Consider the following 12327-nt stretch of genomic DNA (forward strand, 5'->3'; position numbering starts at 1 on the left):
GTGAGCCACTCACGCGGTGGAGAGGGGTTCGTCTGCGGCGGGTGGAGCACCCGGGCCGCTCGGCGACTCATCCAGTTCTACCGACGGCCCGGCGGCGTGGCAACGAGCCCGATTACTACCCGGCCTCGCAGGTGGGGACCGAGTGCCCGAAAGCAGGTGCGCGGGCATCGACGCAGGTGGGGGCCGGTTTCGCGGGGTCGATCGGGTCGCCCGTGGGCTACTACCGCCGTTCGTGTGTGACGTGGGTCCTATGGGGCGAGTCACCCCGCGGCGCCCCGGATCTCACTCCGTGTCGCGGTCCGTACCCCTTCGAGGGGTCCGGTCGAGCGTCCGGATCGCGGCGGATTCGAAGGAGACGGGGGGATCGAAGGCCGCTTTCCGTGTGGCCCGGCGCAGGGCCTTCAGCAGGGTGGCGCCCAGGGTGAGGGTGAGGACGACGGTCAGTACGGCACGGCCCAGGTCCCAGCCCACCGAGGTCGCCAGGCAGTACGCGAGGAAGCGGGCGAGATTCTCCGGGACGGGATCCCCGGGATGGAACGAGATGCCCTGGCCCATTCCCTGCAGGATCACCCAGCCCTGCAGGTTCATGATCGTGCCGTACGCGAACGAGCCGAGGAACCCGTACGCCGCGAGCATCGCCAGCTCGGCCCGCCCCCTGATCCGCACGGCGCCGGGCAACAGCCCGGCACCCAACGAGAACCAGCCCAGGGCCAGCATCTGGAACGGCATCCACGGCCCCACGCCTCCCGTGAGCAGGGCGGACGCGAACATCGTGACGGAGCCCAGTACGAAGCCGAAGCCGGGACCGAGCACCCGGCCGCTGAGCACCATCAGGAAGAACATGGGCTCCAGGCCCGCCGTGCCGGCGCCCAGGGGTCTGAGCGCCGCCCCGACGGCGGCCAGGACGCCCAGCATCGCGACGGCCTTGGCGTCCATGCCCTGATCGGCGATGGTCGCGACCACGACGGCCACGAGGAGCGGGAGCAGGGCGGCGAAGAGCCAGGGTGCGTCCTGCGAGTGCGCCAGGCCGGACTGGCGGTCCGCGAGCAGGGGCCAGCCGAAGGCGGCGATGCCGATGAGGGTGACGAGGACCAGCGCGGCGGCGGCACGGGGGCCGACGCGGACGGGACGGTTCGAGGCGGGACGGCTCGCGGTGGGCCGTGTCGGCGCGGGGCGGGTCACGGCGTCCGCCCCCCGTCCCGCGGGGCGACGTCGGGGGCGACCGCGTCCAGGGCCGCCGAGACCTGGGCGACGGTGAGCCAGTGGCCGGGGGCCAGGATCTTCGCCACTTGCGGGGCGAACGCGGGCGAGGACACCACGACCTCGGCGGTCGGGCCGTCCGCGACGACCTCGCCGCCCGCCAGGATCACGACCCGGTGGGCCAGATCGGCGGCGAGTTCGACGTCGTGGGTGGCCAGCACGATGGCGTGGCCCCGGTCGGCGAGCTCACGCAGCAGGCCGACCAAGCGGGCCTTGGCGGCGTAGTCCAGGCCCCGGGTGGGTTCGTCCAGCAGGAGCAGGGCGGGGCGGCCCGTGAGGACCAGGGCCAGGGCGAGGGTCAGACGCTGGCCCTCGGACAGGTCCCGCGGGTGGGTGTCGTCGGGTACGTCGGGCAGCAGGGCGCTCACCAGGTCGCGGCAGGTTCCCGGCGCTGCTCCCGCGTCACCGTCGGCGGCGGCGCATTCGGCGGCGACGGTGTCCGCGTAGAGGAGGTCGCGCGGTTCCTGCGGTACGAGTCCCACCCGCCGCACCATTTCGCCCGGCGGGGTGCGGTGCGGGGCGAGGCCGCCGACCGTGACGGAGCCGGAGGACGGGGGGAGCGTGCCGACGAGGGCCGCGAGCAGGGTCGACTTGCCGGCGCCGTTGCGGCCCATGAGGGCGACGGTCTCGCCGGGTGCGACGGTCAGGGTGATGTCGCGCAGCACCTCGACCCGTCCGCGCCGGACACCGAGCCCGCCGACGACCGCTGCCGGCCCGCCCGCGGCAACGCCCCCACCGTCGGAAGCCGAAGCCGAAGCCGAACCAGGGCGGTCCCGCCGGCGGAGTCGACCCAGCAACCGTCGGACGCCGGAAATCTCCGCCGTGCGGGGCGCGTCGACCGCCTCGGGAGCCGCCGCCGCACCGGTCCCGACCGGGATCGGCAGGCCGGGAGCCGGGTCGGCGGGGGCGTCCGCACCTGCCAGCCGGGTCCGCAGGGGCGGGGCCAGCCGGCGGGCGTCGCGGACCGACAGCGGGAGCGGGGACCAGCCGGCGAGCCGGCCGAGGGCGACCACGGGCGGATGCACGGGGGAGACGGCCATGATCTCCGTCGGCGTGCCGAGCACGGGGGCCGCGCCCGGCGACGGGAGCAGCAGTACGCGGTCGGCGTACTGGACGACCCGCTCCAGGCGGTGCTCCGCCATCAGCACGGTCGTCCCCAGGTCGTGGACCAGGCGTTGCAGGACGGCCAGGACCTCCTCCGCGGCGGCCGGGTCCAGGGCCGACGTCGGTTCGTCCAGGACCAGGACCCGCGGGTGCGGCGTCAGGACCGAGCCGATCGCGACCCGCTGCTGCTGTCCGCCGGAGAGGGTGGCGATGGGGCGGTCGCGGAGTTCGTTGAGGCCCAGCAGGTCCAGGGTCTCCTCGACCCGGCGCCGCATCACGGCAGGTGGCAGGCCCAGCGACTCCATCCCGTACGCCAGCTCGTCCTCCACCACGTCCGTCACGAAGTGGGCGAGGGGGTCCTGGCCGACGGTGCCCACCACGTCCGCGAGCTCGCGCGGCTTGTGGGTCCGCGTGTCGCGGCCCGCGACCGTCACCCGTCCGGCCAGTCGCCCGCCCGTGAAGTGCGGGACCAGGCCCGACACCGCGCCCAGCAGGGTCGACTTGCCGACGCCCGACGGGCCGACCAGGAGCGTCAGCTCGCCCTCGGGGACGACGAAGTCGGCGTTCCGCAGACACGGCCGCCCGGCACCCTCGTACGTCACCGACACCTGCTCGAAGCGGATCACCGGGAGGACTCCTTGGACGGTACGGGTGCCACGAAGGCGGGAAGCAGGCCGATCAGGATCGCCGCGGCGGGCCACAGCGGGAGCGTCGGCCACACCAGCGGCACCACGCCCGGCCGCAGGCCCTCCGGATCGACCGAGCCCGCGTGGATCAGCAGGGCCGCGACGGCCGCCCCCGAACCGGCGACGAGCCAGGCCCGCACCCCCCACCGGTCGGGCCGGTAGCGGGTACGGATGCTGCGGCGGCCACCGAGCCGCAGCCCGGCGAGGGCCAGGACCAGGCCGATGCCGAGCACGGGCAGCCCGTACGCGGCGCCCTCGGCGGCGAGCAGACCGTAGGTGCCCGCGCACATGCCGAGCAGCCCGCCCAGGGTGAGCACGTTGGTGGTGTGCCGGACGGCCGGCGGGACCTGCGCGGTGCGGCCGTAGCCGCGCGCGTCCATCGAGGCGGCGACGGCCACCGACCGCTCCAGCGCGCCTTCCAGCACCGGCAGACCGATCTGGAGGACGGCCCGCACCCCGCCGGTGGGTCGCCCGCGCAACCGGCGGGCGGTCCGCAGCCGGACCACGTCGGCGACCATGTTCGGCGCGAACGTCATCGCGACGACCACGGCGACGCCCGCCTCGTACAGCGCGGCCGGCAGCGACTTCAGCAGCCGCGCCGGGTTCGCGAGCGCGTTCGCGGCGCCGACGCAGATCAGCAGCGTCGCCAGCTTCGCGCCGTCGTAGAGCGCGAACACCAGCTGTTCGGCGGTGACCCGCCCGCCGAAGCGGATGCCCTGTGCCCAGGCGGGCAGCGGCACCTCCGGCAGGGTGAACAGGAGGTGCGCCCCGGGGATGGGGGAGCCGAGCAGCATGGAGAAGACCAGGCGCAGGCCGATGACGAACAGGCCGAGCTTGACGAACGCCCCGTAGGAACGGGCCCAGGGCGCGTCGGTGCGGCGCGCGGCCACCACGTACCCGGCGACGCCGACGATCATCCCGAGCAGCAGCGGGTTCGTGGTCCGGGAGGCGGCGGTGGCGAGGCCCAGGGCCCACAACCACCAGGCGCCCGCGTGCAGGGCGTTGCCCCGGCCGGCCTCGGGGGCCCGTAGGAGCCCGCCCTTCTCGTACGTGGCCCCGCGCGGCCCACCCACCCGCGACCCGGCACCGGGCCGGACCGGGGGAGCGTCGTCGGCCGCGGGACCGTGGGGGGCGGGTGCGTCCGGGCGGCCCGTCATCGCCTGCGGCGGCGGGACTGCCAGACGCCGGCCGCCGCCAGGGCCGCGATGGCCGCGATGCCGGCGATCAGCCCGACGGAGGGGCCGGAGTCCTGTGCGGGGCCGGCCGCCGGGGGCCGGGTCGGTTCGGCCGGAGTGCCGGAAGCCGTCGGTGGCGCGGGCGCCGTCGAACCGGACCCGGAGTCGGTGACGGGCTCGCCGCAGCCCGTCCGGGGATAGCCGGAGATCCCGCACAGCATGGCCGCGCCGTTGTAGCGCAGCGGCTTCGCAACCTCGGCAAGCGCCTCCGCGGCCGTGGCCGCCGGGGCCACCCGGGCGCAGGCGGTGCGCGGGGCGTCCTGCGGGAGGCGTTCACCGGCGGGGGCGTCCTCGGGCACGCCGAAGTCGATGACCAGCGCCACCCGCTTCTTCCCGGCGGCCGGGGCGGTGTCCGCGCAGACAGCCGCGAAGTCGGCGGCCGCGCGGGGCTGCGCGGCCTCGGCGGCCGCGTCCTTGCTCACGGAGAAACGGAAGCCGATCACGGCGCCGTCCGCCGGGCGGGCCGTCGACGGGCCCTGGGTGGCGTAGGCCCACTTGGCGTCCGCGCCGTCCCAGAACGACCAGTAGCGGTAGCTCGCCGCCACGGCCGGGGAGGCGGCGAACAGGGTGAGGACCAGGCCGAGGATTCCCAGGACCACGCCGGCGAGCGCCGGCGGACGGCGGCGGCTCACAGCTGGTTCTTCTTGCGGCGACCGCTCAGCAGGATGCCGATGCCCATGCCGGCTGCGGCGCCCGCACCGACGATCCACCAGATGTTCTGGTTGCCGGACCCCTCGTCGTCCTTGGTCTCGACCTTCGTCGCGTCCGTCTTCGACGCCTGCGGCGCCGGGCCCGTGGCGTTCAGCGCCGACACCAGGTCGGTGCCGCCGAAGGCCTTCGGGTCGGTGCCGGTGGCGTGCGCGGCGAGGATCAGGGTGGCGAGTGCGGCCGGGTTGCCCTTGGACCACTCGGCGGAGTTGCCCTTGAGCCACTCCAGCGCGCCGGCGGCCGACTGCCGGTGCCCGGCCGCGGCCAGGGCGATCACGGCGTCGGCGGTGTTGCCGGTGTCGGGGGTCGGCTGGTCGGCGCCCGGGGTGACGGCCGTCAGCCGGCCGTCCTTCTTCAGGGCCTCGGCGAGGTAGCCGGCCGCGCCCTGGGCGGCGCCGGCCGGGTCCGTGGCACCGGTCGGGCAGGCCAGTGCGGCGGCGGGGGTGTCCGTGGTGGCGGGCTCGACGACGATGCCCTTGCCGAGTCCGGCCAGCGCGGCGGCGGCCGTGGCGTCGGCGTTCGCGGCGAGCTTGCCGTCGGCCGGCTGGTACCCGAAGGCGCCCCGGTCGGCGGCCGGCTCGGTGGCGCAGCCCAGCTGGAAGGAGAGCAGACCGTCGTAGGCGGACTTGCCGGCCTTCGACTTGATGTCGGCGGGCTTCTCGCCCGCGACGGCCAGCGAGCTGATCACCAGGGAGGTGGAGCTGCCCTCGCTGGGCGAGCCCGGCACGTAGCTCCAGCCGCCGTCCTCGTTCTGGACGGACTTCAGCCAGTCCACCGCCTTCTTCACGGTGGCGTCCTGGCCGCCGAGGGTCTTCAGCGCCTGCACGGCCACGGCGGTGGCATTGGTGTCGAGCATGGTCGTCGGGTCGCAGGCCTTGGCGGCGTCGGCGCGGAAGGAGGCGAAGCCGCCGTCGGCGCACTGCTGGGCGACGAGCCACCGCACGGCCTCGGGGGACGGATCGACGCCGGCCGTCCGCTGGGCGAGCAGCGCGATGGACTGGCGCCACACACCGTCGTACGTCGGGTCGGCCTTGCCGAACAGGCCCGACGGGATGACGGGGGGCGCCGACGGGGACGGCGACGCGGTGTCGGCGAGGGCTGCGGGGGCGGCACCCACGCAGAGCACGGCGGAGGCGGCGAGCGCGGCAGCGCTGCGGCGGACGTTCATGGGGGGCGGGTGCCTCTCGTACTGGGGAACGGAGACAGGCACACGCGGGTACCGGGCTCCGGCTCCGTTTACCTCGACGGTGCCGGCCGCCGGAGGACCCGGCGGCACGAGCCGCGCACCTCCGGTACGGGGCATTCCGGCTTCCCGCGCGGGCGGGTCACGGTTGCGGGTCAGCGCCGGATTCGCACCGGCTTCCCCCCGTACGGAGATGTGGACGACGCCTCCACTCTACCGGCCCGTAACAGCCGGGCCCGGGGGCACCGGCCGTCGGGCGATGGGGGCGGGGACCCGCGGGCGGCGGGCCGCGGACCGGCGGGGCCCGACCGGATCGGTCGCACGGCCAGGGGTCCGCCGGGTCCGCGTCGCTCATACGGCCCGGGGCCCGCCGGGTCGGCGTCGCTCGCACGGCCAGGGGTCCGCCGGGTCCGCGTCGCTCACACCGCCCGGTACGTCACCGGGTCGGTGCCCGGAACGGCCTCCGCCCGGCCCTGTTTGACCAGCCGTCGCAGGTGCGCCTCCGCTTCCGAGACGGCGATGTTGCGGGAACCGTACGGAATCTGCTCCCACGGGCGGTTCCACTCCATCCTCACGGCCAGCGCCCACGGGGTCAGCGGCTCGGCGAGCAGCCGCCACAGTCCGGTCAGCCGTTCCTCGTGGTGGTCGAGGAGCTCCCGGACGCGACGGGGTGCGTCGGTGAAGGCGTGCTGGTGGGCGGGGAGCACCTCGGCGGGGTCCAGCCGGCCGATGCGTTCGAGGGAGTCGAGGTAGTCGCCGAGGGGATCGGTGACCCGCTCGTCGGAGGGATCCTCGTACAGGCCGATGTGCGGGGAGATGCCGGGCAGCAGGTGGTCGCCGGAGAAGAGTCGGCCGTTGCCGGGGAGGTTCGCCGGATGCTGCTCCTCCAGGTGGAGGCAGACGTGGCCGGGGGTGTGTCCGGGGGTCCAGATCGCCCGCAGTCGGCGCCCGGGCAGGGGCAGCAGCTCGCCGGGGACGATCTCCCGGTCGGGAACGGCGGCCCGCAGCCCGGGCAGTGTCCGCAGCCGGCCGCTCGCGCGGGCGGCGCGCAGCGGGGCGACGTGTTCCTCGGGGGCGCCGGCGGCGGCCAGCTTCTCGCTCATGTAGTCGAACCAGACGCCGGGCTCCGCGGAGCGGGTCCGCACGACGACCTCGGTGTCGGCCGCGTGCATCGCGATCCAGGCGCCCGAGGCCTCCCGTACCTGGCCGGACAGGCCGTGGTGGTCGGGGTGGTGGTGGGTGATGACCACGCCGTGCACGTCGGAGACGTCGAGTCCGAGCGCGCCGAGCCCGGCGGTCAGGGCGTCCCAGGAAGCGGGGTCGTCCCAGCCGGTGTCGACGAGAACGGGACCCCGGTCGGTGTCGACGACGTGGACGAGGGTGTGCCCGAGCGGGTTGTCGGGGATCGGGACCTTGATGCCCCGGACGCCCCCGCCGTGGTCGGTCACCCGCGCGTCGTGCCCCGAGGTGTCCCCCGACGTGTCCCTTGAGGTGTCCTGCGACATGAGGCTCCCCTGTCCGCTGACGAGAACTCGTTCCAGTAGTAGCCCAAGTCGACCATCATCGGGGCTTCCTGACCAGTCGTTGGATCTTCCCTTCTGTTCCGTCCGGGCCGTGGACTCCTCTAACTAGAACTGGTATCAGTTCGGGAACGCCAAGCCCCAGGAGGCCTCAGCCATGACCGAGCTCGTGGAACACGGACAACTGTTCATCGGCGGCGAATGGACCGATCCGCTGGGCACCGACACCCTGCGCGTCGTATCCCCCCACACCGAGCAGGTCATCGGCAGCGTTCCGCACGCCTCCCGCGCCGACGTCGACCGCGCCGTCGCCGTCGCCCGCAAGGCCTTCGACGAAGGCCCCTGGCCCCGCATGACCCTCGACGAGCGGATCGCCGTCGTCACCCGCATCAAGGACGCCATCGCCGTCCGCCACGAGGAGATCGCCCGCTCCATCAGCTCCCAGAACGGATCCCCCTACTCCTGGAGCGTCCTCGCCCAGGCCCTCGGCCCGATGATGGTCTACGACGCCGCCATCACCGTCGCCCGCGCCTTCCCCTACGAGGAACACCGCCAGGGCGTGCTCGGCCCCATCCTCGTGCGCCGCGAACCCGTCGGCGTCGTCGCCGCCGTCATCCCCTGGAACGTCCCCCAGTTCGTGGCCGCCGCCAAGCTCGCGCCCGCTCTGCTCACCGGCTCGACGGTGATCCTCAAGCCCTCCCCGGAAGCCCCGCTCGACTCCTACATCCTGGCCGACATCGCCCGGGAGGCCGGCCTCCCCGAGGGGGTCCTGTCGATCCTGCCCGCGGACCGCGAGGTCAGCGAATACCTCGTCGGCCACCCCGGCATCGACAAGGTCGCCTTCACCGGCTCCGTCGCCGCCGGCCGCCGGGTGATGGAGGTCGCCGCCCGCAACCTCACCCGCGTCACGCTGGAACTGGGCGGCAAGTCCGCCGCGGTGATCCTGCCCGACGCCGACCTGGAGACCACCATCGCCGGGATCGTCCCGGCCGCCTGGATGAACAACGGTCAGGCCTGCGTGGCCCAGACCCGCGTCCTCGCCCCGCGTGCCCGCTACGACGAGATCGCCGACGCGCTCGCCGCGGCGGCCGGAGCCCTCGTCGTCGGTGACCCGCTGGACCCGGCGACCCAACTCGGCCCGCTCGTCGCCCAACGGCAGCAGCAGCGCTCCCTGGACTACATCCGGATCGGCCAGGAGGAGGGCGCCAAGATCCTCACCGGCGGCGGACGCCCGGCGGGCCTGGAACGCGGCTGGTACGTGGAGCCCACCCTCTTCGGCGACGTCGACAACTCGATGCGGATCGCCCGCGAGGAGATCTTCGGCCCGGTCGTGTGCCTGATCCCCTACGGCGACGAGGCGGAGGCCGCGCGGATCGCCAACGACTCCGAATTCGGACTGAGCGGCAGCGTCTGGACCGCCGACACCGAGCACGGCATCGACTTCGGCCGCCGCATCCGCACCGGCACCTTCAACGTGAACACCTTCAGCCTCGACATGCTCGGTCCCTTCGGCGGCTACAAGAACAGCGGCGTGGGGCGCGAGTTCGGCCCGGAGGGCCTGGGTGAGTACCTGGAGCACAAGATGATCCACCTTCCGGCCGGCTACGCCCCCGCCGACGGGACGGGAGCCTGATGGCGGACCTGAGCCGGACGGGGGACCGCTGGCAGGTCGAGGTCGACCGGGGCGTCTGCATCGGCTCGGGCATGTGCGTCAACCACGCCCCCGACGGCTTCTCCCTCGACACGGCCCGCCAGTCCCACCCCCGCACCCCCGAGACGGACGCCAACGAACCCACCCTCACGGCGGCCGAGGGCTGCCCCGTGGAAGCCATCCTCATCACCCTGGCCGCGACGGGCGAACCCGTCTTCCCGCCCGAGGAGTAGGCCGCCGCACCCGCGGGCTAGCCTGCGCGGTGCCGCCGGACGCGGTGACGTCCGGCGGCACCGCGCACGCGTGCCGCCCCAGGTGGGAAGCGGGAGCGCGATGAACGGCACGCGAGGGAACGCGGGGAACGGCGCGGGCGGTGGTCCGTTCGGCGGTGCGGGTGGGAGCGCGCGGGCTCGTGGGGGCGGGCGGTGGAGGGCCGCCGCGGTCGCCGGGTCCGGGGTCGTGGCGTGCCTGGCCCTGGGTACCGTCGCGGCGGGCGCCCTCGGCGGGTTCGGGGGCCTCGGCTCCCTGAGGGGCCCGACGGGCTCCCCGGGCCCCGACCCGCTGGACTTCACCCCGGTACCCGCCGCCCCCGCCGCCGCCTCCCGTACGGGCCCGGATCCCGCCCACGCCCAGGTCATGGCGGAACTCGCGGCCGCCACCGCAGCCGTCGGCCTGCCCCGGGACGCCTCGATGCCCCGGGCCGACGGGGCCGGCGCCGACTGCGCGGCGGACTGGACCGGCACCGGCCCCGCCGACGAAGCGCGCGTCGCCGCCCTCGAAGCCGCCCTGGCGGAACGCGGATGGCGGGTCACGGGGCGACGCGGGGGCCCCGTCCCGGCGACCCGGCTGACCAGCGGGACGTGGACCCTTGAGCTCTCGAACGGCGGCCTCATGGACCTCCTCGCCCTCAGGGCGACCCGCTCCACCCCGACCTGCGTGGAAGCCTTCCGCCGCGACGAAGCCACCCGCGAACCGCACCACGACGGGTGAGGGGGCGGGGGTGGGGGGTGGCTGGTGGTTCGGGGTTCGTCTGTTGGTGGGGTCGGGGGGTGGTGGGGTCCGGCTGGTCCGTGTCGGGGAGGGTTTGGTGGTTTCCCGCCGGTCTCATCGTCTCCCCGTGTCGGGTCGGTCCCTCAAGGGCGCTCCTCCTTCGTCGTCGCGTCGCTTCGCGATGGCCTTCGGCCACCCTTGACCGACCGACCCGCCCCGGAAAGCCGAAGACCGACGGGAACCCCCCAAAAGAACGGTCACAGGTCAGAGATGGGCAGGGACGGGTCCCTCAGGGACGAGACGACGGGCCGGGCGCCGGCAGATCGGGCATACGGGGAGGTCGGAGAGCCCGCGGCCGGGCCACCAGCGCGGGCACGGGCTTCTACCTGCTCGTCAGGACGAGGAAGTCGCTCTGAGGCGCAGGTAGAGGGCGAAGACGCACCGGGTTCGTGCGTTCTTCGCCCGTTCGGCGACCGAAGGCTGTCCGTGGCCGGACATAGGCCGCCGATACCGTCCGTGGCCGGCCAAGGCCTGCGACTGCGGCTCGTTTGTGGGACAACCCACCACCGAACCTGTGGGTGTGCGGTCGTGTGGACCTGCGTGGGGGCACGCCCGCACGCGGTGACTCTTGGGGCTGGTGTCTGTTCCTGACCACGGCCGGTCGTCGGACGCCGAGACGGCCCCGGCCGTGAACCGGGCTGATGCGGGTTCATGTCCAGCCCAAGACGGCCGGCGGACGCTGAGCCGTGCCCGGTCGCCCACCGGAGCTGGTGCGGCTCATGCCCAGCCACAGACGGCGCGCAGACGCCGAACCGAGCAAAGGCCGTGACGATCCGGCGCGTCTTCCCCTCCACCTGCGCCTCATGCCGACTTTTTCGTCCTGACGGGCGGGTAGGGGCCCATGGGCCGTCTGTCGGGTGTGGAGAGGGGCTGTGACCTCCCCGCATGCCCGATCTGCCGGCGCCCGGCCCGTCGTCTCGTCACTGAGGGACCCGCCCCTGTTCACCTCTGACCCGTGACCGTTCTTTTGGGGGGTTCCCGTCGGTCTTCGACTTTCCGTGTCGGGTCGGTCGGTCAAGGGTGGCCGAAGGCCATCGCGAAGCGACGCGACGACGAAGGAGGAGCGCCCTTGAGGGACCGGCCCGACACGGGGAGACGATGAGACCGGCGGGAAACCACCAAACCCTCCCCGACACGGACCAGCAGGACCCCGCCACCCCCCGGCCCCGCTCCTCGATCCGTCCCGGTCGGCCCCGCCCTCACCCACCGGATCCGGACTTACTTCCCCGTCCCGTCCGCCCCGGCCGCCCCACCCCTGACCCCGCCCCGGCCCGTCGCCTCCGGGGCCGTCAGGTCGATCAGGCGGCAGACCGTTTCGATGTCGATCTTGACCTGGGCGATCGAGGCGCGGCCCGACAGCCAGGTGATGAGGGCCGAGTGCCAGGTGTGCTCGATGACGCGGACCGCGGAGAGCTGTTCCGCCGTCGGGGCGGCGTCCAGGCCCATCGAGTCCAGGATGATGGCCGTCGTCAGGCGGGAGACGGTGTCGACCTCCGGGCTCACGCTGCGGTCCGCGAAGGTCAGGGCGCGGACCATGGCGTCCGCGAGGTGCGGTTCGCGCTGGAGCGCGCGGAACGCGCGCATCAGGGTCTCCGCGACCCGGGCGGCGGGATCGTCGCCCGCCGGGGGGCGTTTGCGTAGCGTCGTGTGCATGTGCTGGAGCTGGTCCTGCATCGTGGCGACGAGCAGGTGCACCTTCGAGGGGAAGTACCGGTACAGCGTGCCGAGGGCCACGCTGGACAGCTCGGCGACCTCCCGCATCTGCACGGCGTCGAAGCCGCCGCGGCTGGCCAGCTGCGCGCTCGCGTGCAGGATGCGGCGACGGCGAGCCTCCTGGCGCTCCGTCAGGGGAGGGGACGCCGGCGTGGTGACGGCCTTCGCTTCCGCTGTCATGTGTCCCGCTCCATGGCGTTCCGGGGGTGTTCCGTGG

At 74.3% G+C, this 12327-nt stretch carries 10 protein-coding genes and 1 riboswitch; of the genes, 3 read left to right on the forward strand and 7 right to left on the reverse strand.

Annotation, left to right across the window (positions count from 1 at the left end):
- Window positions 1-282: 282 nt before the first annotated feature.
- The 6 genes from ACZ58N_RS10140 to ACZ58N_RS10165 form a co-directional block, all read right to left on the reverse strand.
- Window positions 283-1182, reverse strand: a complete 900-nt coding sequence (locus ACZ58N_RS10140; RefSeq protein ID WP_471157496.1) for an ECF transporter S component — start codon at window positions 1180-1182, stop codon at window positions 283-285.
- Complete coding sequence (locus ACZ58N_RS10145) at window positions 1179-2990, reverse strand: ABC transporter ATP-binding protein (RefSeq protein ID WP_471157497.1); 1812 nt, start codon at window positions 2988-2990, stop codon at window positions 1179-1181. Before ACZ58N_RS10145 ends, ACZ58N_RS10140 begins: the two co-directional genes overlap by 4 nt.
- Window positions 2987-4207 carry an energy-coupling factor transporter transmembrane component T gene (locus ACZ58N_RS10150; RefSeq protein ID WP_471157499.1) on the reverse strand — a complete coding sequence of 407 codons (1221 nt, stop codon included), beginning with the start codon at window positions 4205-4207 and terminating at the stop codon, window positions 2987-2989. Before ACZ58N_RS10150 ends, ACZ58N_RS10145 begins: the two co-directional genes overlap by 4 nt.
- On the reverse strand, window positions 4204-4917 hold the full coding sequence (locus ACZ58N_RS10155; RefSeq protein WP_471157500.1) for an SCO2322 family protein: 714 nt from the start codon (window positions 4915-4917) through the stop codon (window positions 4204-4206). The genes ACZ58N_RS10150 and ACZ58N_RS10155 overlap by 4 nt, the downstream gene beginning before the upstream one ends.
- The gene (locus ACZ58N_RS10160) at window positions 4914-6161 is read right to left on the reverse strand and encodes a prenyltransferase/squalene oxidase repeat-containing protein (protein WP_471157502.1); all 1248 of its coding nucleotides are present in this window, start codon (window positions 6159-6161) and stop codon (window positions 4914-4916) included. Before ACZ58N_RS10160 ends, ACZ58N_RS10155 begins: the two co-directional genes overlap by 4 nt.
- A gap of 134 nt (window positions 6162-6295) precedes the next feature.
- Window positions 6296-6412: riboswitch (cobalamin riboswitch) on the reverse strand.
- 183 nt (window positions 6413-6595) lie between these two features.
- The gene (locus ACZ58N_RS10165; protein WP_471157503.1) at window positions 6596-7681 is read right to left on the reverse strand and encodes an MBL fold metallo-hydrolase; all 1086 of its coding nucleotides are present in this window, start codon (window positions 7679-7681) and stop codon (window positions 6596-6598) included.
- Window positions 7682-7853: 172 nt separating this feature from the next.
- Between ACZ58N_RS10165 and ACZ58N_RS10170 the strand changes: the two genes are divergently transcribed.
- From ACZ58N_RS10170 to ACZ58N_RS10180, 3 genes are all read left to right on the forward strand, one after another.
- Window positions 7854-9329 (forward strand): aldehyde dehydrogenase, encoded by a 1476-nt coding sequence (locus ACZ58N_RS10170; protein ID WP_471157505.1) that lies wholly within the window; start codon window positions 7854-7856, stop codon window positions 9327-9329.
- Window positions 9329-9580, forward strand: coding sequence for a ferredoxin (locus tag ACZ58N_RS10175; RefSeq protein ID WP_471157506.1), 252 nt, complete (start codon window positions 9329-9331; stop codon window positions 9578-9580). Before ACZ58N_RS10170 ends, ACZ58N_RS10175 begins: the two co-directional genes overlap by 1 nt.
- 100 nt (window positions 9581-9680) lie before the next feature.
- Entirely contained in the window at window positions 9681-10337 is a 657-nt protein-coding gene (locus tag ACZ58N_RS10180) for a hypothetical protein (RefSeq protein ID WP_471157507.1), read from the forward strand.
- A 1278-nt stretch (window positions 10338-11615) separates the two neighbouring features.
- Here the strand turns inward: ACZ58N_RS10180 and ACZ58N_RS10185 are convergent.
- On the reverse strand, window positions 11616-12290 hold the full coding sequence (locus ACZ58N_RS10185) for a TetR family transcriptional regulator (protein WP_471157508.1): 675 nt from the start codon (window positions 12288-12290) through the stop codon (window positions 11616-11618).
- Window positions 12291-12327 lie beyond the last annotated feature (37 nt).

This window comes from Streptomyces sp. NPDC040432, assembly GCF_055595445.1.

Bases quoted from the DNA above. Each gene is read 5' to 3' on its own strand.
- ACZ58N_RS10180 (WP_471157507.1), top strand. From the start codon at position 9,681: ATGAACGGCACGCGAGGGAACGCGGGGAACGGCGCGGGCGGTGGTCCG.
- ACZ58N_RS10165 (WP_471157503.1), bottom strand. From the start codon at position 7,681: ATGTCGCAGGACACCTCAAGGGACACGTCGGGGGACACCTCGGGGCAC.
- ACZ58N_RS10170 (WP_471157505.1), top strand. From the start codon at position 7,854: ATGACCGAGCTCGTGGAACACGGACAACTGTTCATCGGCGGCGAATGG.
- ACZ58N_RS10160 (WP_471157502.1), bottom strand. From the start codon at position 6,161: ATGAACGTCCGCCGCAGCGCTGCCGCGCTCGCCGCCTCCGCCGTGCTC.
- ACZ58N_RS10185 (WP_471157508.1), bottom strand. From the start codon at position 12,290: ATGACAGCGGAAGCGAAGGCCGTCACCACGCCGGCGTCCCCTCCCCTG.
- ACZ58N_RS10150 (WP_471157499.1), bottom strand. From the start codon at position 4,207: ATGACGGGCCGCCCGGACGCACCCGCCCCCCACGGTCCCGCGGCCGAC.
- ACZ58N_RS10175 (WP_471157506.1), top strand. From the start codon at position 9,329: ATGGCGGACCTGAGCCGGACGGGGGACCGCTGGCAGGTCGAGGTCGAC.